Raw genomic sequence first — 22572 nt, forward strand, 5'->3', positions numbered from 1 at the left:
GTCGTTGGGGACACTCTTCGAAGTTGTCTGAAGAGTGTCCCAAGTGCCGCCTAAGGCTGGTCATTTAAGTCTGTCCCCAATGAGTAGGTGCGGAAAGGGTGTGAATGTTGGATTTACGCGATATGATGTGCGCTTGCATATAGAGCTCGGCGGAATGGTAACGGTCGCCGGCACACGTTTTTGAAAGGACAATCATGTCAGAAGAACTTCGTTCCATCCCACCCCAACACGGGTCCTTTGTCTTTACGTCGGAGTCGGTGACCGAAGGTCATCCCGATAAGATCGCTGACCAGATCAGTGACGCCGTCCTCGACGCAATCCTCGCTAAAGAAATAGAGCTGCAGGAGCAAGGCTACATTGCGCCCAACGGCGTGCCCGCCAACGTCGAGAACGTCCGCTGCGCCTGCGAGACCCTCGTGACCACCGGCACCGTCATCGTTGCCGGCGAGATCCGCACCCAGGCCTACGTCGATGTGCAGGAAATTGCCCGTGGCGTTATCCGCCGCATTGGCTACAACCGTGCAAAGTTCGGTTTTGACTGCGATACCTGCGGCGTTATGAGCCTCATCCACGAGCAGTCGACCGATATCGCCCAGGGCGTCGACGAGTCCTTCGAGACCCAGACCGGCGTCACCACCGACCCGATCGACCTGATCGGCGCCGGCGACCAGGGCATGATGTTTGGCTATGCCTCCAACGAGACCAAGACCCTCATGCCCATGCCGCACTACCTGGCGAGCCGCCTGGCCGAGCGCCTGGCCGCCGTACGCCACGACGGCACCCTGTCCTACCTGCGCCCCGATGGCAAGACCCAGGTCACGGTGCGCTACGAGGACGGCAAGCCCGTCGAGGTCACGACCATCGTCATCTCCACGCAGCACGCCGCCGAGATCGAGGACATGGGCAAGATCAAGGACGACCTCATCGAGCATGTCATCACCCCCGTCATGGCTGCCGAGAGCATGCCGTGGGACAACGCCGACATCTATGTGAACCCCACCGGTCGCTTTGTCGTGGGCGGCCCCATGGGCGACACGGGCCTCACCGGCCGTAAGATCATCGTCGACACCTACGGCGGTTACGGCCGTCACGGCGGCGGCGCCTTTAGCGGCAAGGACTGCACCAAGGTCGACCGCTCCGCCGCATACGCCGCGCGCTGGGTCGCCAAGAACGTGGTGGCCGCCGGCCTGGCCGACCGCTGCGAGGTCGAGCTGGCCTACGCCATCGGCGTGTCCAAGCCGCTGTCGATCATGGTCGATACCTTCGGTACGGCGCATGTTGCCGAGGACAAGATCGTCGAGGCCGTCGAGAAGACATTCGACCTGCGCCCGGGCGCGATCATCCGCGACCTGGACCTGCGTCGACCGATCTACGAGAAGACGGCAGCATACGGCCACTTCGGCCGCGAAGACGCCGACTTCACCTGGGAGAAGACCGACCGAGTCGAAGAACTCAAAGCAGCCTGCGGCCTTTAATTGCAAACCGCTAAGCTCGCAACAACATACGCACTTCCAAAAGAAGTACCGGCCCCAACCGGTACTTCTTTTTTATTAATCCGGTGGCGAAGATGAGCCAACACGGGGCACGGAATAGGTCACCAGCCAATGAATTTTGCAGCAGAGCGACTCCAACCATGTATCCTAAGTTCCGAGGGCTTTAGTATTTGGTCGGTCGCGAGTTCCGCACGAGCCGGAGGCCACTTAATGTGGCCTCCGTGCGAGCAGGACTGTCCGAGCAGGCGACCAAATACTAAAGCACTCGGAACGGCGGGACAGAGTATGCCCCCCTCGGGACGACGGGATAGAACAGGAGCGCATATGGCAGGCAAGCCGCAAACACTAGCTACGACCTCGGCATTCGAGATCTTGGGGCCCGTCATGGTCGGCCCCAGCTCATCGCACACCGCCGGCGCCCTGCGTTGCGCACAGGTGGCCGCCAGCCTGCTCGAGGGCCGCATCACCAAGGTCACCTTTGGCCTGTGGAACTCCTTCGCCCACACCTACCGCGGCCATGGCACCGACCGCGCGCTCGTCGCGGGCATCCTGGGCCTCGACACCGATGACGAGAACATCAAACAGGCCTTCGACCTCGCACGCGAGCAGGGCCTCGATTATCACTTTGACATCAAGGGCGACGACGCCTCCCTCCACCCCAACACCGTCGATATCGACATGGTCGACGACACGGGCGCTACGGCGCAGGTCCGCGGCGAGAGCCTGGGCGGCGGCAAGATGCGCATCAGCCGCATCAACGGCGTCGGCGTCGACATCTCGGGCATGTACTCCACGCTCTTCGTGGCGCATCAGGACGTCCCCGGCGTACTCGCCGCACTCACGAATCTACTCGCCTACGCGCACGTGAACATCGCCTTCTGCCGTACCTACCGCACCGAGGTGGGCGGCCAGGCCTACTCCGTCTTTGAGACCGACGGCGCACCCGATGACACCGTCATCCCCATGGTGCGCAAACTCGACAACGTCGGCTACGCCACCTTTATTGAGCTCCCCGGCTCGGCGTCATCGCTCTCCCCCGGCGTCTCGGCCAAGGAGGTCTTCGACGACGGCGAGCAACTGCTCGACGCGTGCGAGGAGCTGGGACTCAGCATCGGCGCCGTCATGGCCGTGCGCGAGGGGCGCCTTACCGGCGAGGCGCACGCCGTCGCCGCCATGCGCCGCGTGCTCGACGTCATGCGCGAGGAGTCCACGGCCCCCATCGCCAATCCGCAGCGCTCGCTCGGCGGGCTTATCGGCGGCGAGGCTAAGCTCGTCGATGCCACCGGCCGCAACGACCTTAGCTCCAGTTTAATGGGCGCCGTACAGACCGAAGCCGTGGCACGTGCCATGGCCGTACTTGAGCGCTCCGCCACTATGGGCGTGATCGTCGCGGCCCCCACGGCAGGCTCCGCGGGCGTCGTGCCCGGCTGCGTGCTGGCCCTGGCCGACCACCTGCAGCTCAATGACGAGCAGGTCATGGACGCCCTCTACTGCGCCGCCGCCATCGGCCTCAACCTCACCACGAGCGCCTGCGTCGCCGGCGCCGAGGGCGGCTGCCAGGCCGAGGTAGGAAGCGCCGCCGCCATGGCCGCCGCCGCGCTGGTGCAGATGCTCGGCGGCACCCCCGAACAGGCACTCGACGCCAGCTCCATCGCGCTGAGCAATCTGCTAGGCCTCGTTTGCGACCCCGTGGGCGGACTGGTCGAGGTGCCGTGCCAAAACCGCAATGCCATCGGCGTGGCCGCGGCCTTCAGCTCGGCCCAGCTCGCGCTCGCCGGCATCAAAAGCCTGGTGCCGTTTGACCAGATGGCGCATGTGATGCTGTCGGTGGGCCATGCCCTGCCGGCAACCCTGCGCGAGACGGCCAAGGGTGGCATCGCTCAAGCCCCGGCCGCGCTTTCTGCCTGCGCCAAATGCGGCATATGCGGATAGGCAGACTTCTCCAAACTGATACTGTTTCCAAACCACAAACAACAGGCTAATCGCTATAATGCAAGCCCAGTTAAAACACGATGAGCCGCAAGGCGAAACTCGAAGGAAATATATACGATGTCGCAAATCGACCGCAGTAACATGATTCCCGATCCGCAACAGCCCAGTAGGCATACGGGCGGCGTCCAATCGCCGCGCCCCATCGCGCCGGCTCACAGCCAACAACACGGCCCGGCCAATGCCTCACAGCGCCCGAATCAGCGTCAATACCAGCAGCATCAACAATATCAGCAGCGTCCCGCACATGGTGCCGCCCCCAAGCAGGGCCCTTCGCACGCTCGCACGGCAAACAATCGCGGGCCCGCGGACAAGCGAACCAACAAAAGCAGCAAGTCGGGCGGAAAGACGGCCCTCTTTGTCGTGCTCGGCCTCGTCGCGATCGTCTACATCGTAGGCGTCGTGGCGTTCTCGCAGGTCGCATACCCCAACACTACCATCGCCGGCGTCGACATATCGCTCTCTAACGCATCTTCGGCAGCCACCAAGGTCAACTCGGCATGGAAGCACTACAAGCTCACCGTGTCGGGCGATGACTTTAGCTGGACCTACCAGCCCGAGTCCGATGAACCCATCGTCGATGGCGAAGCTGCCGCAAAAGAGATCATCAACCACAACGAAGCCTTTATTTGGCCGGTCCGCCTTGTGGAATCCTTAAGCGGCAAGACCAAAACAACCGCTACCTCCAACGAAGTCGATCTTGATCAAGACGTCGACCTGTCCATGCTCTCCGACACCTTTGACCAAAAGAAGTTTGAGAAGGATCTGGGCGCCGCTATCGACGAGTTTAACGAGGGCCGTTCGGGCACGTTCGAGGCAAATAGCTCCTATGACGAGCAGGCCGGCAAGTTTACCGTCGAGAAGGCGCGCTCCAACGAAAAACTCAACCGCGAGCATGTCATTAAGTATGCCGAGCTCGAGCTTGCCTCGCTGGCCGAGTCCGTAGATCTTTCCAAGCTCGGCAACGATGCCTATGAGCCGCTCAATGGAACGCTGACCGATGATCAGATTCAGGCCGCATGTGATGCCGCCAACAACTTCCTGGGCGTCAACGTGACCCTCAAGCTCAACGGCGAGGATGCCGGCAAGGTTGATGGCAGCTCCGTATTGCAGTGGATCAGCTTTGCCGATCCCGCCAACCCAACGCTCGATACGTCGCAGATCAGCAACTGGGCAGCCGAACTCGCCAACGGCTTTAATACCGTGGGCTCCACTCGCTGGTGGACGCGCGCCGATGGCAAGCAGTGCGCCGTCGAAGGCGGCGACTTTGGTTGGTCCATCGACAGCAGCTCGCTCGCCAAGCAGGTCGAGGACGCCATTAACAACAAGCAGACCGGCGAAATCGAGATCAAGTACCCCCAGAAGGCCGACACCTTTACCGCAAAGGGAGAGCCCGACTGGAAGGCGTATATCGACGTCGACTTGTCCGAACAGCACGCGCGCTACTATGACGAGAGCGGAAATATCGTTTGGGAGGCCAACTTTATCTCGGGCAAGCCGGGCGAGGACGCCACGCCCGAGGGCGTCTGGCAGATCAACAGCAACGACGGCGGCAGCACCCTGATCGGAGCCAAGGACCCCGAGACCGGCAAGCCCAAATACGAGAGTCCGGTGAGCTACTGGATGCCGTTTGAGGGCAACATGATCGGCTTCCATGATGCCACCTGGCAAAACGACAAGAGCTTCGATAACGCCGAGTCGTACAAATGGTGCGGCAGCCACGGCTGCATCAACCTGCGCCTGGCAGACGCCAAGGCACTTCACGACTGCATCAAAGTCGGCCTATGCGTGGTTGTCCACTCGTAGTGCAACGCGCGCATTCCTACAACGTGGAACCGCTGCGACCAATCTAACAGTTCCGAAAGAAACCGTTCTATGCGCCCACCCCAACCGGTGGGCGCATATACTTATCGAGGTACTTTCTATAAAGGAGACGCTATGCCGAATGTCCCCACGACCACCCCGGGCCCGGATGATACCGAGCACACGCTCGAAGATGTCACCGAAACGATTCCTCTGATTACAAACGTACATGCCGATAAGCAGAGCGGACGCGCGAACGATGCGACCGAGATTTCCGATGAAGAGGCATATGCCAAGCTCAAGGCAAAACGTGCCGAACGTCGACGCAAAAAGCTCATCCGACGCGGCATTGCGGCCGGCGTCGTGGCCGCCATTGTGCTCATCGCCGTTGTCGTGACCTTAGCCATCAACGCACGGCCCGCAGGCAACAACGGGCCGGTGACCGACATGGTGACCGAGGGCACGTTTACCACAACGGTCGAGGCGAAAGGCCAGCTCAAACCTATTTCGTCCTCAGTGGTCTCCCCTTCTGTCGACGGCACGGTCGATTCTGTCAACGTGCAGGCGGGCCAATCCGTCAACGAGGGCGACGTGCTTATGACCATTAAAAACGACGAGCTCGATCGCAACGTTGCCGAGGCGCAGCGTGCAGTTGCAGCCGCTCAGGAAGACCTCGCCAACGCGCAGAAAGCCGCAACCGCCGCGCAGGCCACCCCGACGACGGACGCCGATGGAGCTTCCGCAGCGGCTGGCGTCTCCGCCGCATCGGCGGACACGAACGCCGTATCGGCCGCGCAGCGCAGCCTCGCATCGGCCCAGGCAAACCTAGACCAGGCGAACGCCAAGGCCGCCAGTCGCACGGTCACGGCCCCGAGCTCGGGTAGCATCGTGGAGCTCAACGCCAAGGTGGGCGCCACGGTAACAGGCGGCATGATCATGGGCGAAAGCGATACGAGCGGCGGCAAGCAGTGCATGCAGATCGCCGACCTATCTAAGATGAAGGTGACCGTGCAGGTGGGCGAAAAGGACATCGCCAAGATCGCCGTTGGACAGAGCGCCAACGTCACGTATCCCGCGTTTCCCGATATCGTGAGCCAGGGCACCGTCACGGCTATCGCGTCGGTGGCAAACTCCGATGCCGCCAACGGTGGCGGCGGCAGCGTAACCTTTAACGTCGACATCCTCATCGAGGCGCCCGACGCGCGCCTGAAGCCGGGCATGACGGCCGAGGTATCGGTGGTGACCGAGCAGCTCGACGACGTGGTGATGGTGCCGACGATGGCGCTCATGACCGAAGACGGCGAACACTATTACGTCAACGTGGCAACCGATGACGAGGGCAAGCAAACCCATCGCGTGAAGGTGGCCGTCGTGACGCAAAACGACAACGAAGCCGTAGTCGGCAAGACACAGGTCAAGCGCGACGACCAGGGCAACGAGATCAACCCCAACGTGCCGGTTACCAAGCTGCGCGATGGCGACACGCTCGTCATGGACACCGGAGCGGACGCAACGGCTGACGGCGGCTACAGCGCGGATTCGGGCAGTATGCCTGCCGATGAGGACATGTAATGCGTCCCGTTATCGACATCCGCAACGTGCACCGCATCTTTGAGAGCGAGGCGGGGTGCGCCCACATCCTGCACAACGTGAGCCTGGCGGTAGATCCCGGCGAGTTCGTCGCCATTACCGGCCCTTCGGGCTCGGGCAAGTCAACGCTCATGAACATCCTGGGCTGTCTGGACAAACCGACGGCGGGCGACTATTACCTGCAAGGGCTCAACGTGGCCGAGCTTGACGATGACGAGCTCACCGAAGTTCGCGCCCTGAGCATTGGCTTTGTCTTTCAGAGCTTCAACCTGCTGCCGCGCCTGTCGGTTATCGAAAACGTCATGCTGCCGCTGGCCTACACCAATGTGCCCCGTAGCCAGCGCGAAATGCGCGCCGTGCACGCGCTGCAGGCTGTCACGCTGCCCGTTGACCACTGGGACCACCGCATATCCGAGCTCTCGGGCGGCCAGATGCAGCGTGTCGCCATCGCACGCGCCCTCGTCAATGACCCGCCCATCATTCTGGCCGACGAGCCGACGGGAAACCTTGACTCCGCCACCGGAGCGCTTGTGATGGAGACCTTCCATAGACTTCAGGAGCGCGGCAAAACCATCGTGCTTATCACACATGACCCCGGCATCGCCGCCGAGGCCGACCGTGCCGTGACCATCCGCGACGGTCGCATTCACGACGGCGCGTATATTCCACATGCACCGCGGACCCTACGCAGCGCTGTAGATAACCTGCCCATGATTTCCGCCTCCGCCAACCCGCCGAAAGGAGTGGTGGCATGAGCGCCCGCGATCTCATCCAGGAAGCCCTTCACTCGCTCGAAGCCAACAAGGGGCGCAGCCTGCTCACCATCCTGGGCATTGTCATCGGCATCGCCTCGGTTATCGCCATGACGTCGCTCATCGGCGGCATCCAAAACAGCCTGGTCAACAGTCTGGGCCTCAATGCGGCACGCATGGTGCAAATCTATTCGTCGCAAGAACTCACCGAGTCGGACATCGAGAAGCTTCAAAAACTGGTGCCGCAGATAGAGCAGATTGGCATTGTCGACAGCGCGTATACCGAGTATAAGACCGGCGATAAAAGCTATACCGTCATGGCACAGGGTGTCGATAGCGACATGCTCGACGCCGTGGGGGCCAGCAAGCTCGTTGCGGGGCGCACCTATTCCCAGGCCGAGTCCCAATCAGGCTCGCGCGTGGCGCTCATCAGCCGCGGCGGCGCCGATCAGCTTTACGGCAACGAACAGGATGCGCTGGGGAAAACCATCAAGGTGTCCAACGGCGAGATGCAGATTGTCGGCGTGATTGATGGCGGCAGCGACTCCATGGGCTCGCTCACGCTGTATATGCCACGCGAAACCATCTCAGGCCTGTTTGGCGACGAGAATCCCTCATTCCCCAGCGTGATGGCACTTGCCGCCGAGGGCACGGACATGGATGAGCTTTGTAAGACCATCGAGTCCAAGGTGCGCGCGATGAAGGGCATCGAGGAGGAGGATGAGTACGACAGTGTATCGGCAACATCCATGAAAAGCGCCATCGATACACTCAACTCCTTTATGGGCGCGTTCTCGCTCATCATGGGCGCTGTCGCCAGCATCTCGCTGCTTGTCGGCGGTATCGGCATTATGAATATGATGCTCACCAACGTGACTGAGCGCATCCGTGAGATCGGCATTCGCCGTGCCCTGGGCGCAAGTCGTCGCGATATCACCGCGCAGTTTTTGGCCGAGTCCTCGGCGCTGTGCGTCACCGGCGGACTGTTGGGTGTCCTGATTGGCTATCTGCTGGCATGGGGACTCACGTTCTTTGCCGCAAGCTCGGGCATCATGAGCGAGTTTGGAGCTACCGGGACGATCACGCCAAGCTTCTCCATTACAACAGTGTTGATCGCGTTTGCCGTATCGGTCGGCATCGGCGTAATCTTTGGCTTCTACCCCGCTCGCCGTGCAGCAAAGCTCGACCCGGTGGAATGCCTACGCTACCAGTAAGCCACCACCAACAAGTTGCGGTGAATTAGGGACTGAATATGCTATTTAGCAGCAAAAACAGACGCTATTTCACCGCAACTTATTGAAGGGCTGCTTGCGCCAGTTCCGTGCGTCGTCCTCGAGCGATTGGCGGATGACAGGCTTGTACGGGTCGAGCTTGCTCGGGGCGCTCCTCCTCGCAGGCGGGAGGGCACGCATGCGCGGCGAGCGCCTAGCGCGCGAACTCCCGTAAGAGCGCGTCTTCCACTTCCCTAAGCGAAAGGGCCCCGCCTCCCTCGGCGGGACGGGCGACCACGATACAGCGCGCTCCCACGTCGCGCGCGGAGGCGATCTTCTCGGCCGTGCCGCCTACGGTTCCCGAGTCCTTGGTCACAAGCCACTGGGCGCCCACCTGCCGAAGCATCGCCTCGTTGAGCTCGCGGGTGAAGGGCCCCTGCATGCCGATGACGTGCGACGGCGAAAACCCCGCGTCGATGCACTTCGTTATAGCACCGGGCAGAGGGAGCACACGCACGAAGAAGCGCTCCGCGAAATCGGCGACGCGCGTGTAGGGAGCAAGCTCCTTGCTCCCCGTCGTGAGAAGCGCGCGACCCGGGTTCTCGGAGAGAAAGCGCGCCGCGCAGGCGATCGACGCGACCGACACGACGCCTTTGGGCAGCGCCTCGACCGGGCGCGTAAGGCGCAGGCATCGTGCACCCACGGCGAGCGAAGCGGCCCGGATGTTGCCGCTTGCGAGCGTAGCGAAGGGGTGCGTGGCGTCGACGACGATGCGCGCGCCGGAAAGCTCACGCTCCATGTCGGCCTCGTCGAGCCTACCCGCATGCACCTCGATGCCCGGAAGCTCGCCCAAAAGCTCGCCTCCGTACTCGGTTGCCGCGTAGGCACGGGCGGGGATTCCCGCCCCGCTCGCCCATTCGCACAGGAGGCGGCCCTCGGTGGTGCCGGCGAAGATGCGCAGCGCCGGCGCGGATGCGGGCGCCGTCACTTCGGGCCGCCTGGGCGCGTGATCTGGTAGAGCAGCGCGTTCATAATGGCGGCCGCCACGGTCGAGCCGCCCTTGCGACCCCTCGCGACGATGGCCGGCACGCGTCGCGCGAGTAGCTCCTCTTTCGCCTCGACCACGTTCACAAACCCAACCGGCACCCCAACGACGAGCGCGGGCGCGATCTTCCCCGCGTCCATGAGCTCGGCGAGGCGCAGAAGTGCTGTGGGAGCGTTGCCGACGGCCACGATGAGCGGACCCTCGATGCCGCAAGCTTTGTCCATGCTCGCAACGGCGCGAGTCGTGCCCGCGGCGCGCGCCGTTGCGGCGACATCCGGGTCGGCCATATAGCACACGGCCTGGCAGCCGATCTTCGCGAGCGCGGGCTTGCTTATGCCTGCGAGCGCCATGTTCGTGTCGGTGAGCACCGTGGCCCCTGCGCGCAGTGCGTCGAGCGCACAGTGCGCGGCGTCATGGGTGAACACAAGGGAATCGGCGTACGAGAAGTCGGCAGTGGTGTGGATGACGCGCTTCACGACGGGCTCTTCGAGCGGCGGGAACGTGCGGCCGCCGAGCTCTTCGGTGATGATTTCAAAGCTGCGCCGCTCGATGTCGCCGGGCGCCATCTCCTTGGAATCCATCTAGTACTCCACTCCTTCCCTTGCACATATCCCCTGCTCGTAGGGGTGTTTCTCGCACCGCATCTCGGTTATGTAGTCGGCCTTCTCCACGATCTTGCGGGAAGGCGCGCGCCCGGTGAGCGCTACTTCGACGCCGCGCGCGGACATATCGAGCGCGCGGTCCACGAGCGCCTCGTCGACAAGCCCCTTCGAAAGCGCGTCGAGCGCCTCGTCGAGCACGAGCAGCCCCTCCTGCGCGCCCTCGAGCTCGGCGAGCGCGGAAGCGAGGTTCCCATCGTGCAGCTCGCGCGTCGCGGCAAGTTCTTCCGACGTCATGGACCAGGTAAACTTGTCCGACGCCTTCCCCGCGAACACGGGCACGCCGAAATGCTCGGCGAGCAGGCGCACCTCCCCGCTTTCGCCGTCTTTCAGGAACTGCACGACGACGACGCGGCGGCCTGCGGCGAGCATGCGAAGGGCGAGGCCCATCGCCGCCGTGGTCTTGCCTTTGCCGTCGCCATGATACACGTGGATCATACGCCCTCCTCGATAATGCGGTAGACATACTCCATGTCGAGCGCCCCGCGCACGGAGTCGGCCAGGCGGTCGAACTCGCGCGCACGGTGATCGGCCGCGGACGCCGCGCCCGCAGCACCCACGACGCTCTCGGGCAGGCCACGCATGCGCGCGAGCGAGCGTGCGAGGGCGAGCGCCACCCCCGGTTCGTCGAACAGGCCGTGGAGATAGGTTCCAAACACGTTTCCGCAGGCCGCGCCTTCTGGTTTGCCGCCAATCGTGCCCGCAGGGGCGCAGGAGACGATCGTTTCGCCGTCGTGGATCTCGTACCCGCGAGCCGTCATGCCGTTCCACACCGAGAACGCGCCTTGGGCGCCTGTGATGCGCAGCTCCGACTGGGCGAGGCGCTTTTCCTCCCTGAACACCGTACTTGCAGGGATGAGCCCGAGCCCGCGCGCGGTGCCAGCGCCTTCCCTGCCGTGCGGGTCGGAAAGCTCGTCACCCAAAAGCTGGTAGCCTCCGCATATGCCGAGCACCGGCGTGCCCGCACCCGAAAGCGCGCGTACACAGGCTCCGATGCCGCTAGCCGCAAGCCAGCGCGCGTCGTCGAGCGTGGTCTTCGAGCCGGGGAGCACCACCAGGTCGGGTCGGCCCAGATCGGTCGTCGAGGAAACGTAGCGCACGCCTACGCCGGGCACGCGCGAAAGCGGGTCGAAGTCGGTGAAGTTCGACAGATGCGGAAGGCGCACGACGGCGACATCGATGACGCCGCGCGCCTCGCGGGCAGATAGGCGCGGCGCGAGCGAGTCCTCGTCGTCCAGGTCGAGCGTAAGATACGGCACGACCCCCACGACGGGGGCCCCGCACATCTTCTCAAGCGGGGCCAAACCCGGGCGCAGGATTTCTACATCGCCGCGGAACTTATTTACTACAAGCCCCCGCAAAAGCGCGCGGTCCTCGGGCGCAAGGAGCGCGACCGTGCCGTAAAGCTGGGCAAACACCCCGCCTGGGTCGATGTCGCCCGCGAGCAGCACGGGGGAGGACACGGCGCGCGCGAGCCACATGTTGACGATGTCGTTTTCGGCAAGGTTGATTTCGGCGGGGCTGCCGGCGCCCTCGATAACGATGACGTCGTTTTCCTCCGCGAGCGAATCGAACGCCTCCAAAATCTGCGGCATGAGCGCCTTCTTTCGCGCGAAGTAGTCCCTCGCAGCGAAGGCTCCCTGCTCCTTGCCGGCCACGATGAGCTGGCTTCGGTGGCCGCTTTCGGGCTTGAGCAGAATGGGGTTCATGCGCACGTCGGGCGCGATGCTGCACGCCTCGGCCTGCATGATCTGGGCGCGCCCCATCTCGAGCCCGTCGGCCGTGACACCGCTGTTGAGCGCCATGTTCTGGCTCTTGAAGGGAGCCACGCGCAGGCCGTCCTGCGAAAGCACACGGCACAGCCCCGCCGCAAGCAGGCTCTTCCCCGCGTTCGACATGGTGCCCTGGATCATGATGGGCTTCGCCCTACCCACGGGTATCGACCTCCTTCGTCGAGCCTCGGCCATACGCGCCCGCCATAGCGCCGCTGCAAGAAGCGCAGCCCCGTTCGTCGGGTTCACCTTCGCCCGATGCGCCTTCCGCCCGAAGCGCGCGGCTGAACGCCATCGCAAGCCGGGCATTCTCCTTGCGCGTGCGCACCGCGACGCGGCACCAGAAACGGGACAGCACCGAAAACGAGTCGCACGTGCGGACCAAAACCCCCTGTTTATACAGGCGCTCGGGGATGTCTTTCGCCGGTGTGCGGACTAAAAGGAAGTTCGCATCCGACGGCACGACGGAAAGCCCGAGCGAGGAGAGCTCGTGGGAAAGCCACGCTCGCTCGCCCGCCAATACATCGCGCGTGCGCGAGACGTATTCGACGTCTTCCAGGGCGGCGATACCCGCGGCCTCGGCGACCGAGGAGACGGGCCACGCCTGCCCCGCCCGGCGAATGCCCTCGAGGAGTTGGGCGTTTCCGCTGATCAGATATCCTAACCGCAACCCCGCCATTCCGTAGAGCTTGGTGAACGCGGAGAGCACGGCCACATGGCGCGAACACGCGGCGCGTGCGGCCACGCTCCTTTCGCGGGCGTCGGGCGCAAATCCGAGGAAGCACTCGTCCACGACGAGCAGCGCGCCCACCTGCTCGCAGCGGCAAGCCGCGGCATCGATCACGCGGGGGTCGACGAGGCGCCCCGTCGGGTTGTTCGGATTGCAGAGGTACGCCACGTCTCCCGGCCCCTCGATCGCGCGGGCGAAGGAGGCAGGCACGTCGAAGTCGTCCGCTTCGGAGAGCGGGAACTCCTGCACGCATGCGCCGTAGTAAGATGCCGCCTCCGCATATTCAGAGAACGTCGGCGCGCACACGACGATGCGTTTCGGGCGCACCGCCGCAGCGAGCCGCCAGATGATGTCGGACGCGCCCGTGCCGCAGACGATAGTATCTTCGGGAATGCCCTGGGCGCGCGCTAGGGCGCGAACGAGGGCGAGGCTTTCCCTATCGGGGTAGGCGTCGATTCGAGAAAGCGACTTGCAAGCTGCGGCGACGGCGCGCGGCGAGGGGCCTGCCGGATTCACGTTCACCGAGAAGTCGATGAGATCGGAGGCGCCCCCTTCGCAACCGATGCCGAGCGATTGCGCGCTGCCCCCATGCGTACGGGCGCGCAGGATTCCCCCGGCAGCCCGGAGCGCGGCGTGGTCTTCCCTCATGCCATCGCCCCCAAGGCGAGCACGACCGCCGCGCGCGCGGCGCCGAAGACGACGAGCGCGCATACGGACGCGGCGAGCATGAGCCTTGTCGCCCGGGCGATGTCGCCCCACTCGATTTCACGGGACGCGTCGCCTATCGTCGGTTTCTCAACGAGCTTGCCGAAATACACCGCGGGTCCTGCTAGGCGCAGCCCGAGCGCGCCCGCACACGCTGACTCGGTCTGCGCCGAGTTGGGGCTCGCATGGCGACGCCTGTCGCGGCGCCAGATGCGCGCCGCCCCGCGCGCGTCGAGCCCGACGATCGGGCACACGGCGATCATGAACAGGGCCGATAAGCGCGAGGGAATCCAGTTCACCACATCGTCGAGGCGCGCCGAGGCGCGACCGAAGTCGATGTAGCGCTCGTTTTTGTAGCCCACCATGCTGTCGAGCGTGTTCACCGCCTTGTACGCCATGCCCAAGGGCGCACCCCCGATCATAAGGTAGAAAAGTGGCGCGATGACGCCGTCGCTCGCGTTCTCCGCCACCGTTTCCACGGCGGCGCGCGCAACGCCCTGCTCGTCGAGAACAGACGTGTCGCGTCCCACGATGAGCCCGACGGCTTCGCGCGCCGCGACAAGGCCGCCCTTCGAGAACGCGTGGGCCACGGCCAGGCTCTGGCGGCGCAGCTCGCATGTCGCGAGAACCTGATAGCTCGCCCATGCCTCGGCCACGAAGCGCAAGCCGGAGTGAACCATGCCGCAAAGATGTAGGATACCCCAGGTCAAAAGCCCACACGCAAGCGGAAGCGCCACGGCGAGCACAAGTCCTGCGGCGCGCGTGCCCGCGGACGTTTGCGGGAATGCGCCTCGAAGGCGGCCTTCGGCCCACGTGATCGCGCGCCCCATGGCGACGACGGGATGGGGAAGCCAGCGCGGGTCGCCGAAGGCAAGGTCGGCCGCGAACCCGGCGGCGACGGCAAGAATCGTCATCACCGGGCATCGCCCCCCGAAGCGGGGCGAACGTCGCGAAGGCAGCGCCCATCCCAGGTGGCGGCCCATGCGCCGCCCGGCTCGGTATGCACGTCGAAATATCCCATTTTCGGGACAGCTAGGTCGGAGAGTAGCGCTTTCACGGTACCCGCGTGAACGACGAAGACGGCGCGCCCACTCCCCTGGGCGCGCTCCGATTCGCACGCCTCCCGAAACGCCGCGACGACGCGGCGGGTGAAATCGCTCTTGCCCTCGCCATGCGGGCAGCGCGTCTCGCACCAGGAGTCTACCCAGGCGTGGTAGCGCACATCCTCTTTAAGCTCGGCGGCGCTTCGCCCCTCGAAGTCACCGAAATCCATCTCGCGCAGACCGGGGCACGCCATAAGCTCCGCGTTCGGGAAGAGGATGCGCGCCGTCTGGTCGGTGCGGGCCATGCCGCTCGTGATAACACGGAACACGTCACCATCGCACGCGAGGTCGCGCAAAGCGCGCTCGCCCGCACTCGACAGGGGCTCGTCGGTGCCCGCCCCGCTGTAGCGATGGTCTTCCGTGCCCGCCGTGGCACCATGGCGCACGAAGACGACTTCCAAAGGCGCGCCCGCGCCCTGCGTCCCTCGAGGCGCATCGGCAAGGTTTCCTTTGATGACCTGGGGAATCCCGCACGTCATGCGCACGACGACGTCGGCGCGCGCAGCGAGCGCGCATCCCAGGCGCCCCGCGCGCTCGCGCCATTGGGCGTCTTCCGCACGCATGGGGACGACCACCGAGCCGACCAAGGGCAGAATCACTGCGTCGAAGCCGGTCAGCCGCTCGAGCGCCCGGTCAGCGTCGAGCGCGCGTACGAGTTCCTCAGCACGGTACGCGACACGGCCGGCAAAAGCCGCGGGCACGCCGCCCTCCGCAAGCTGCGCCGCGTCGACGAAATCGTCCGCCGCGAACCCGAGCCTTTCGCGCACGAAGGTCCTCTTCCCCGAATGCGCGCCACCTACCACGAGAATCATAGGAGCATGCCCCCCGCCACCAGCATGGCAAGCATCGCGAGCTCGGCCCATTGCAGAAACCATCCGGCCAAATCACCCGTCACCCCGCCGAAGCGGGACAGGGCAACATGGCGGTACCACGCGAGCGCCAAAAGCCCCGCCACCGCCATAAGGGCGCCGACGGCCCGAACGCACGCGACCATCCCTGCAGCCGAAGCCGCAGCGAAAGCGCAAAGCGGCACGACGATCACCGCGCGCCTCTTCGCAGGCGAGAGCCCCGCGGCCATGCCGTCCGCCCGCGCGGCAGGCCAGCATTCTACGGCGAGCCCCGAAAGCGCGCGGGAGAACACGAGCGAGCACAGAAGTGCGAGGAACGACCCCGCCGTAAGCGGCAGCGCGGTGAACAGGGAAAACTGCAGAATAAGGTACACGACAACACCAATGACCCCGAAGGCGCCCGCCCGCGGGTCGTGCATGATCTCGAGCTTTCGCTCGCGCGGGGCCCAACTTGCAAGCGCATCGGAGGTGTCGCAGAGCCCGTCTAGGTGGATGCCTCCCGTCACCGCCACAGGCAACGCCACGAGCACGGCCGCGACGATGGTCGCGGGCGCGCCGAGCAGGTTCGCCATGTGCCCCCACGCCGTCATGAGGAAGCCTTCCGCAACGCCCACCAGGGGAAACGCGGCAAGCGCATGGGTTGATCCGAAATCGGTCCAGGCCGATTTCGGGACGGGGATGCGCGAGAACGTTCCGAACGCCGCGCCGATTGCCTCTGCTATCTTCACCTTGTAGGTCCTTCGCCTTTCATCCACACGGGAATCCCGCATACCACTTCGACTGCGCGGTCGGCCAGCGCCGCCACGCCCGCGTTCACGCGCGCGAGCGCGCGCCTCCATCCCTCGGTCCCCTCATCGTAGCGCATCCCATCGGCGAACACGTCGACGGAGACCACCACCGTATACGCAGCGGCCTGAGTGAGTCGTTCGATGCCTCCGAGCACCTCGCGCGCCACAGCGTCGGGGTCACGTGGGGACAAGCCGCCTTCCGCGAAGAGCTCGTTCGCAACCAGGTTGCCCACGTCCTCCAAAAGAAGCGTGCAGCCGCGCGGAAGCCCGGGCACTGCGGCGCCCACGTCACGCGTGCGCTCGAGGGTGGAAAACCCCTTGCCCTCGCGCATCGCCCGATGGCGCGCGATACGGCGGGTGCCCTCTTCCCCGAAGGGCTCCATCGTTGCCAGGTACACGCGGGGGCCGTCGTGCCCGAGGCACAGGGACTCGGCATAGGCGCTCTTGCCGCTCGCGGCGGCGCCGATAACGAACGTCACCGTCATTTCCCGGCCTCGAAATGCTCGTAAGCAGCCATGCCAGTCGCCGTGAACGTCTTCCCATCCCGGTACACGCGCAGCGCCGAATCCAGAAGGGGCAGATACGCCATGGCGCCCGCGCCCTCGCCCAAGTGCATGCCTGCGTCGAGGGGTGCCTTTATGCCGAGCTCGCGAAGGAGCTCCTGGCTTGCGGGTTCGCTAGATGCGTGGGTGCCCACGAGGTAGCCCAAGGCGTTGGGGCACAGGCGCACCGCGCACAGGGCCGCCGTGCAGGATATGACCCCGTCGAGGAGCGCCGGCGCCTTCGAGGCCGCGGCCCCCAGGTAGAAGCCACACATCGCCGCGATGTCGAAGCCGCCCACCTTCGAGAGCACGTCGATCGGGTCGGCGGGATCGGGCGAGTTCGCGTCGATAGCGCGCTCGACCACGTCGCGCTTGCGCCCGAGCGAGGTGTCCGAGAGCCCCGCGCCGCGCCCGACGAGGCTCCGCGCGTCCGCTCGGATGAGCACTGCGGCCACCGCCGCCGAGGTGGTCGTGTTGCCGATGCCCATCTCGCCCGCGGCGAGAAGGCGCACGCCGGCGCGGGCAAGCCCGCACGCGACGCCGATTCCGACCTCGATCGCGCGCACGGCCCCATCGCGAGACATGGCGGAGCCGTGCGCGATGTTGCCGCTCCCCCGCCGCACGTTCGCGCGCACCATGCGAGCGTCTTCTATGCCCCGGGCCATACCCACGTCGACGGGCACGACCTCGGCACCCGCGAACGCCGCCATGCGGCAGGCGCTCGTGGCCCCCTCGCACATGTTGCGCGCGACGGCTCGCGTCACGTCTTGCCCGCTTTGCGACACGCCCTCGGCAACGACCCCGTTGTCGGAGAAGAATACCGCGAGCGCACGGGGAAACTCGGCCACCTCGGCGCTCCCCTGAGCTGCGGCGATACGCGCGACGGCGTCTTCAAAGTCGCCCAATCCCCCCAAAGGATGCGCGATGGAATCCCACGCGGCGTACGCGGCGGCGCGGGCACACTCATCTGCGGGCGCGATCCGGGAGAGCGCGGCTTCGAGCACGGCGCCCGGCGCCGACGAGAACGCGCGCTCGACTTCCTCGCGGATGCAGGCAAGCGCGGTTTCGGTTGCTTCAGCCATGCCGTCTCCTCTCTGCGAACGACGCTGTGGCAGACGCGAACGCGCGCGCAACGTCGGGGTTCGCAGGATAGTACACATGCGGGAAGCCCGCAACCAGGGCCGGGGTGGTCGTCATGCACGGCCAGCCCTTGTCGCGCCGGGGCTTCTGCGCCCAGAAGTCGCCGCCCGGGCAGGTGGACTGCCAGTAGTGGAACTCGTGCGCGCGGATGCGTGTGCCGCGCGGCCCGTAGAGCCCGTAGCGTTGGGAAGTGAGCTCCACGTACCCGAAATGGGACAGCCTTCCCCCGTTCTCGCTTGCGCCATCAAGGGCGCCCGCAACAGGCCAGCGCCGCCCCTCGCTATCGGAGATTTCGCGCTGCAGGTACAGAAACCCACCGCATTCGGCAACCGTCGGCATGCCGGATTCCACCGCACGCCGCACCGCCTCGCGCATCGGCGCGTTCTCGGAGAGCTGCCGCGCATGGAGCTCCGGGTAGCCGCCTCCCAGATAGAGGGCGCTTGTCCCCCGGGGCAACTCGCTATCACACAGGGGGCTGAAAAAGGCCAGCTCGCAACCCAGGTCCTCGAGCGCGCGCAGGTTCTCCTCGTAGTAGAACGAGAACGCCTCGTCACGTGCGACGGCGACGATGGGCCGCGCTCCCGCGATCGGCTCCAACCGGTAAGGTTCCTCGCGGATATCGGGTGCCGTCGCCGCTATTTCGAGCAAGCGGTCGACGTCGACGCTCTTTTCCACCAGCTCGGCCATCTTGTCGATGCGCGCGGAGAGCTGCTCGACCTCGTCGGCGGTCACAAGCCCCAAATGCCGGCTTTCGAGCGAGAACGCATCGTCGGCGGGGATATTCCCCAAAACCGCGACACCCGTGTGCTTCTCGATCGCAGGCTTCGCGTAGGCGCAGGCAGCGGCGCTCGTCTTGTTCAGCACGACGCCGCGCGCGTTCGCACAAGGCAGGAACTCGGCGATGCCGCGGATTACGGCGGCGAGCGATAAAGACGCCCCGCGCCCGTTCACCACTAAAACGACCGGCGTTTCCGTGTCGCACGCAACCTGGTAGCTGCTCGCATCGGCCACGCCGGGCGCCATGCCGTCGTAGAAGCCCATGACCCCCTCGAGCACCGCGACATCCGCGCCCGCGGCGCCGCGTGCGAGCAGGGCGCGCAGCGTCGGGGCGTCGGTGAAGAAGCCGTCTAAGTTGCCCGAGCGCGCGCCCACGACGCGACGATGAAAGAGCGGATCAATGTAGTCGGGGCCGCATTTGAAGGCCGCGCATGCAAGGCCGCGGCGCGCGAGCGCGCGCAGGAGCGCGCACGTAACGACCGTCTTGCCGCTCCCGCTCGAGGGCGCAGCGACCATGAAGCGCGGGATGGTCGTGCTCACCGGGCGCCGCCTTCCCCACCTGCACCACGCGCGCTGACGAGGAACACGGGGTTTTGCGCCTTCATAAGATGGTGCGAGCCTACAGCCTCGGCGCGGGCGGCCGACACCTGGCAAGCCTCGAACCCCTTAAAGCGCGAACCCGAGAGGAGCGCGCACGCCTCGGTGAGCGTCTCAACGGTGACGCATGGCACGCACAGGCGAACCTGCGAGTTCTTCTCGAGCGCCACCTCCACGATGGAGGGAAGCTCGCCCGCGCTCCCGCCGACGAACACGGCGTCGGGGACGGGCAGTATCGCGAGCGCTTCGGGGGCGACACCGGGGACCGCATGCACGTTGCCGCACCCGAATGCATCCGCGTTCTCTCGGATGAGCCGCACGCCGGCCGCGTTGCGCTCGACCGCCCATACCGACCCCGCTCGCGCGACGAGCGCCGCCTCGATCGACACGCTCCCCGTGCCGGCGCCGACGTCCCACACGGTGTCGGTCGCGGTAAGGCGCAGCTTCGCGAGCGCGACGGCGCGCACCTCCTGCTTGGTCATGGGAACGTCGCCGCGGATGAAGAGCTCGTCGGGAATGCCCGAGGAAGCGTACGGCCAGCGGGAACTCGCGGCGCGGGATGCGAACTCGATAAGCATCACGTTCAAGTCGTCGAACGTCTGACCTGCGATTTCACTTGCGGTCGCGCAGGTGATGCGCTCGTCGGGGTACGACAGGCGCTCGGCCACCGTCACGCGCGCGTCCCCGAAGCCCGCCTGCACAAGCTCGCCCGAAAGCCGCGAGGGGTCTTCCCCGCCCGACGTGACGAGAAAGAGCTCACCTGCGCGCTCGGCCTCGGCCACGATGTCGCACGCCACGCCGTGAGCGCTCGCGAAGCGCCAATCCTGCCATGGACGCGCGAGGCGCGCGGCGAGATAAGACGCTGAGCTTATGCCGGGAACGACGCGCACGTCCACCTGCGCGTCGCCGGAGAGCGCCTCCACCAGGCGGCGCGCGCCGCTGAACAGCCCCACATCGCCCGTCATCACGACCACGGCGCGCCGCCACGACGCCGCATCGGTGAGCGCGGCGACGATGTCCGCCGTCTTCACGAGCTCGCATCTCACCACGTCGGGCGGCACGTCGATGCCGGCAAGCGCGCGATGAGCGCCGATGACCACGTCGGCGAAGTCGATAGCGTCGAGCGCCGCGCGCGAGAGCAAGTCGGGGTTTCCGGGCCCCGCCCCGATGATCGTTACCTTTCGCATGGAATCTCCCGATACCCGCGCGGCGTGACCATACGGCCGCCTACGAGCTTCGTGTTCGCGTTGCCGACGAACACGGTGGTGAACATGTCGGCGTCGATCTCCCCCAGCTCAGAGAGCCTACACATGCCCGACTGCTGCCCCTCGCGCCCGATGTTGCGTACCCAGCCGCAGAGCGTGTCGGGGGCCTTCCATTCGAGCATAATCTTCGCCGCGCGTGAGAGCCTGTCGGCGCGCTTTCTGCTGCGCGGGTTGTACAAACAGATGCAGAAGTCGGCGCTCGCCACGGCGGCGAGCCTGCGCTCGATGACCTCCCATGGCGTGAGCAGGTCGGAGAGCGACACGACCGCGAAGTCGTGGGCAAGCGGGGCGCCGAGCACCGCCGACCCGCTCTGAGCCGCGGTGGCCCCGGCGATAACTTCCACGTCTACATCGGGGTAGTCCTCCGCAAGCTCCAGCACGGGGCTCGCCATGCCGTACACGCCCGCGTCACCGCTGCACACGAGCGCCACGGCTTCTCCGCTCTGCGCGCGCGAAAGCGCCAGGCGACATCGTTCGACCTCGTGCATCATCGGCGTCGCGAGATGCGCCGCGTCGGGCACGGCGGCGAGCGCGAGCTCCACGTATTTCGTGTACCCAACAACGATGTCGGCCGCCTCGAGCGCGCGCCGAGCCGCAATCGTCATGCCGTCGGGGCCGCCCGGGCCGATCCCCACCACGAAGAGCTTTCCCATCACCGCTCCTTAAACGAAAGTTCGATAGATACTTTGGAAAACGCGACGGTCACGCCGCCGTGAGCGAGCTTCGGGAAGATAAGTTTGCCCCCGCCCGCGAGCGCCGCGCGCTCGCACACATTGTCGACCCCCACCGTCGCGCGTACGAAATCAGATGGCGAAACGCTGCCTTCGACCTGCGACAACTCCTCTGCGGAATACGTCGCAAGCGGGATATTGCGCGCGCGGCAGAAGGCGAGCAGACCCTCCTCGTGCGCCTTCACGTCGATCGTCGCCGCCTCGCGCACGGCCAAAGGCGAGATGCCCGCCTGCCCGCACGCGAGAAGAAACGCCTCCCCGATCGCTTCGGCGCACGCACCGCGACGGCACCCTACGCCCGCAACGATACAGGGCACGACAAGGCGAAGCGGCTCGGGCGCAGGCGCCTGCACCCGCATGCCCGCCGGCATCCCCGTCTCACCGGCGGGCACGACCTCGTCCGTTGTCTCCGCCGCGCGAACGAACGCGCCTGCATTCGCGCCAGCGAACGGCGACACGACGATATCGGCCCGAGCGCGGTCGGACGCAATGTCTACCCCCTCAGGCGGCTGTCCCGAAATCGGCATGTCGGAATAGAGTGCCACGCGCCCGCCCGAAAGCAGCCGCGCCGACACTCGCTTGATGGCCTCGGGATTCGAAACGGCGAGCCCCGCACAGCGCGCCCACGTATCCACCGCCCACACGCCGCGGACGTCGGTCGCCGTGGTGATGACGGGGATGGCCCCTACCGCGCGGGCCACAGTTTGCGCAAGCTCGTTCGCACCGCCCAAATGCCCCGACAAAAGCGGGACGGCAAAGCGCCCCGCCTCGTCAATCACCACAACCGCGGAATCGGTTGCCTTCGAAGCGACATGCGGCGCGATCGCCCGCACGGCGATGCCCGCCGCGCCCACGAACAGAAGCGCGTCCGACGCTTCCCACGCGAGCGCCGTCCATGCGCGCAGGTCGGCCTTCCCCTCGCCGAACCCGCGCGAAACGGAAACGTCCCAGCCAGGGTCATCTTCACCTGTCTGCGCGCAATCGGAAAGCGCGTGTGCGGTGCGCTCCGCCAACGCATACCCCCTCTCAGTG

The 22572-nt window shown here is 65.6% G+C and carries 20 protein-coding genes; 6 read left to right on the top strand and 14 right to left on the bottom strand.

Going from position 1 to position 22572, the window contains the following annotated elements:
• The first annotated feature begins 194 nt into the window (after nt 1-194).
• The 6 genes from metK (at nt 195) to ABHT90_RS01100 (ending at nt 8841) form a co-directional block, all read left to right on the top strand.
• A complete protein-coding gene (gene metK, locus ABHT90_RS01075; RefSeq protein ID WP_346981324.1) occupies nt 195-1475 on the top strand; it encodes a methionine adenosyltransferase in 1281 nt (426 codons plus the stop codon).
• 342 nt (nt 1476-1817) lie between these two features.
• Nucleotides 1818-3425, top strand: coding sequence for an L-serine ammonia-lyase, iron-sulfur-dependent, subunit alpha (gene sdaAA, locus ABHT90_RS01080; RefSeq protein ID WP_346981325.1), 1608 nt, complete (start codon nt 1818-1820; stop codon nt 3423-3425).
• A gap of 117 nt (nt 3426-3542) precedes the next feature.
• Entirely contained in the window at nt 3543-5288 is a 1746-nt protein-coding gene (locus tag ABHT90_RS01085) for a L,D-transpeptidase (RefSeq protein ID WP_346981326.1), read from the top strand.
• 132 nt (nt 5289-5420) lie between these two features.
• The gene (locus tag ABHT90_RS01090; protein WP_346981327.1) at nt 5421-6857 is read left to right on the top strand and encodes an efflux RND transporter periplasmic adaptor subunit; all 1437 of its coding nucleotides are present in this window, start codon (nt 5421-5423) and stop codon (nt 6855-6857) included.
• On the top strand, nt 6857-7630 hold the full coding sequence (locus tag ABHT90_RS01095; protein ID WP_346981328.1) for an ABC transporter ATP-binding protein: 774 nt from the start codon (nt 6857-6859) through the stop codon (nt 7628-7630). The genes ABHT90_RS01090 and ABHT90_RS01095 overlap by 1 nt, the downstream gene beginning before the upstream one ends.
• Nucleotides 7627-8841 carry an ABC transporter permease gene (locus tag ABHT90_RS01100; protein WP_346981329.1) on the top strand — a complete coding sequence of 405 codons (1215 nt, stop codon included), beginning with the start codon at nt 7627-7629 and terminating at the stop codon, nt 8839-8841. Before ABHT90_RS01095 ends, ABHT90_RS01100 begins: the two co-directional genes overlap by 4 nt.
• 211 nt (nt 8842-9052) lie before the next feature.
• Here ABHT90_RS01100 and cobK read toward each other — a convergent pair whose 3' ends face one another.
• Genes cobK through ABHT90_RS01170 form a run of 14 tightly spaced genes read right to left on the bottom strand, consistent with a single transcriptional unit; the run spans nt 9053 to nt 22553 of the window.
• Nucleotides 9053-9826, bottom strand: a complete 774-nt coding sequence (cobK, locus tag ABHT90_RS01105; RefSeq protein WP_055286487.1) for a precorrin-6A reductase — start codon at nt 9824-9826, stop codon at nt 9053-9055.
• Entirely contained in the window at nt 9823-10464 is a 642-nt protein-coding gene (locus ABHT90_RS01110) for a precorrin-8X methylmutase (RefSeq protein ID WP_195233206.1), read from the bottom strand. The genes cobK and ABHT90_RS01110 overlap by 4 nt, the downstream gene beginning before the upstream one ends.
• Nucleotides 10465-10980 carry a cob(I)yrinic acid a,c-diamide adenosyltransferase gene (locus tag ABHT90_RS01115; protein ID WP_117839768.1) on the bottom strand — a complete coding sequence of 172 codons (516 nt, stop codon included), beginning with the start codon at nt 10978-10980 and terminating at the stop codon, nt 10465-10467.
• Nucleotides 10977-12476, bottom strand: a complete 1500-nt coding sequence (locus ABHT90_RS01120; protein WP_346981330.1) for a cobyric acid synthase — start codon at nt 12474-12476, stop codon at nt 10977-10979. Before ABHT90_RS01120 ends, ABHT90_RS01115 begins: the two co-directional genes overlap by 4 nt.
• The gene (locus ABHT90_RS01125) at nt 12469-13692 is read right to left on the bottom strand and encodes a pyridoxal phosphate-dependent aminotransferase (protein WP_346981331.1); all 1224 of its coding nucleotides are present in this window, start codon (nt 13690-13692) and stop codon (nt 12469-12471) included. The genes ABHT90_RS01120 and ABHT90_RS01125 overlap by 8 nt, the downstream gene beginning before the upstream one ends.
• Entirely contained in the window at nt 13689-14663 is a 975-nt protein-coding gene (gene cbiB / locus ABHT90_RS01130; RefSeq protein ID WP_346981332.1) for an adenosylcobinamide-phosphate synthase CbiB, read from the bottom strand. The genes ABHT90_RS01125 and cbiB overlap by 4 nt, the downstream gene beginning before the upstream one ends.
• Nucleotides 14663-15664: a histidine phosphatase family protein gene (locus ABHT90_RS01135; protein WP_346981333.1), complete on the bottom strand. Its 1002-nt coding sequence runs from the start codon at nt 15662-15664 to the stop codon at nt 14663-14665. Before ABHT90_RS01135 ends, cbiB begins: the two co-directional genes overlap by 1 nt.
• Nucleotides 15661-16428, bottom strand: coding sequence for an adenosylcobinamide-GDP ribazoletransferase (gene cobS, locus ABHT90_RS01140; protein WP_346981334.1), 768 nt, complete (start codon nt 16426-16428; stop codon nt 15661-15663). The genes ABHT90_RS01135 and cobS overlap by 4 nt, the downstream gene beginning before the upstream one ends.
• Nucleotides 16425-16973, bottom strand: coding sequence for a bifunctional adenosylcobinamide kinase/adenosylcobinamide-phosphate guanylyltransferase (locus ABHT90_RS01145; RefSeq protein ID WP_225093545.1), 549 nt, complete (start codon nt 16971-16973; stop codon nt 16425-16427). Before ABHT90_RS01145 ends, cobS begins: the two co-directional genes overlap by 4 nt.
• Nucleotides 16970-18112, bottom strand: coding sequence for a nicotinate-nucleotide--dimethylbenzimidazole phosphoribosyltransferase (locus tag ABHT90_RS01150; RefSeq protein ID WP_346981335.1), 1143 nt, complete (start codon nt 18110-18112; stop codon nt 16970-16972). The genes ABHT90_RS01145 and ABHT90_RS01150 overlap by 4 nt, the downstream gene beginning before the upstream one ends.
• A complete protein-coding gene (locus ABHT90_RS01155) occupies nt 18105-19487 on the bottom strand; it encodes a cobyrinic acid a,c-diamide synthase CobB (RefSeq protein ID WP_346981336.1) in 1383 nt (460 codons plus the stop codon). Before ABHT90_RS01155 ends, ABHT90_RS01150 begins: the two co-directional genes overlap by 8 nt.
• Nucleotides 19484-20731 carry a precorrin-6y C5,15-methyltransferase (decarboxylating) subunit CbiE gene (cbiE, locus tag ABHT90_RS01160; RefSeq protein ID WP_346981337.1) on the bottom strand — a complete coding sequence of 416 codons (1248 nt, stop codon included), beginning with the start codon at nt 20729-20731 and terminating at the stop codon, nt 19484-19486. The genes ABHT90_RS01155 and cbiE overlap by 4 nt, the downstream gene beginning before the upstream one ends.
• Nucleotides 20719-21462: a precorrin-3B C(17)-methyltransferase gene (gene cobJ / locus ABHT90_RS01165; protein WP_035138228.1), complete on the bottom strand. Its 744-nt coding sequence runs from the start codon at nt 21460-21462 to the stop codon at nt 20719-20721. The genes cbiE and cobJ overlap by 13 nt, the downstream gene beginning before the upstream one ends.
• Nucleotides 21462-22553: a cobalt-precorrin 5A hydrolase gene (locus ABHT90_RS01170; protein ID WP_346981338.1), complete on the bottom strand. Its 1092-nt coding sequence runs from the start codon at nt 22551-22553 to the stop codon at nt 21462-21464. The genes cobJ and ABHT90_RS01170 overlap by 1 nt, the downstream gene beginning before the upstream one ends.
• Nucleotides 22554-22572: the final 19 nt, after the last annotated feature.

Source organism: Collinsella aerofaciens (assembly GCF_039758815.1).
Taxonomy (GTDB): Bacteria; Actinomycetota; Coriobacteriia; order Coriobacteriales; family Coriobacteriaceae; genus Collinsella; species Collinsella aerofaciens_BP.

What these genes read in the sequence shown, in the direction of transcription:
- ABHT90_RS01110 (WP_195233206.1), bottom strand. Translation starts at nt 10,464, where the DNA reads ATGGATTCCAAGGAGATGGCGCCCGGCGACATCGAGCGGCGCAGCTTT.
- ABHT90_RS01090 (WP_346981327.1), top strand. Translation starts at nt 5,421, where the DNA reads ATGCCGAATGTCCCCACGACCACCCCGGGCCCGGATGATACCGAGCAC.
- ABHT90_RS01115 (WP_117839768.1), bottom strand. Translation starts at nt 10,980, where the DNA reads ATGATCCACGTGTATCATGGCGACGGCAAAGGCAAGACCACGGCGGCG.
- ABHT90_RS01100 (WP_346981329.1), top strand. Translation starts at nt 7,627, where the DNA reads ATGAGCGCCCGCGATCTCATCCAGGAAGCCCTTCACTCGCTCGAAGCC.
- ABHT90_RS01150 (WP_346981335.1), bottom strand. Translation starts at nt 18,112, where the DNA reads ATGGCTGAAGCAACCGAAACCGCGCTTGCCTGCATCCGCGAGGAAGTC.
- sdaAA (WP_346981325.1), top strand. Translation starts at nt 1,818, where the DNA reads ATGGCAGGCAAGCCGCAAACACTAGCTACGACCTCGGCATTCGAGATC.
- ABHT90_RS01145 (WP_225093545.1), bottom strand. Translation starts at nt 16,973, where the DNA reads ATGACGGTGACGTTCGTTATCGGCGCCGCCGCGAGCGGCAAGAGCGCC.
- metK (WP_346981324.1), top strand. Translation starts at nt 195, where the DNA reads ATGTCAGAAGAACTTCGTTCCATCCCACCCCAACACGGGTCCTTTGTC.
- ABHT90_RS01085 (WP_346981326.1), top strand. Translation starts at nt 3,543, where the DNA reads ATGTCGCAAATCGACCGCAGTAACATGATTCCCGATCCGCAACAGCCC.
- ABHT90_RS01095 (WP_346981328.1), top strand. Translation starts at nt 6,857, where the DNA reads ATGCGTCCCGTTATCGACATCCGCAACGTGCACCGCATCTTTGAGAGC.
- cobJ (WP_035138228.1), bottom strand. Translation starts at nt 21,462, where the DNA reads ATGGGAAAGCTCTTCGTGGTGGGGATCGGCCCGGGCGGCCCCGACGGC.
- ABHT90_RS01125 (WP_346981331.1), bottom strand. Translation starts at nt 13,692, where the DNA reads ATGAGGGAAGACCACGCCGCGCTCCGGGCTGCCGGGGGAATCCTGCGC.
- cbiB (WP_346981332.1), bottom strand. Translation starts at nt 14,663, where the DNA reads ATGACGATTCTTGCCGTCGCCGCCGGGTTCGCGGCCGACCTTGCCTTC.
- ABHT90_RS01135 (WP_346981333.1), bottom strand. Translation starts at nt 15,664, where the DNA reads ATGATTCTCGTGGTAGGTGGCGCGCATTCGGGGAAGAGGACCTTCGTG.
- cbiE (WP_346981337.1), bottom strand. Translation starts at nt 20,731, where the DNA reads ATGCGAAAGGTAACGATCATCGGGGCGGGGCCCGGAAACCCCGACTTG.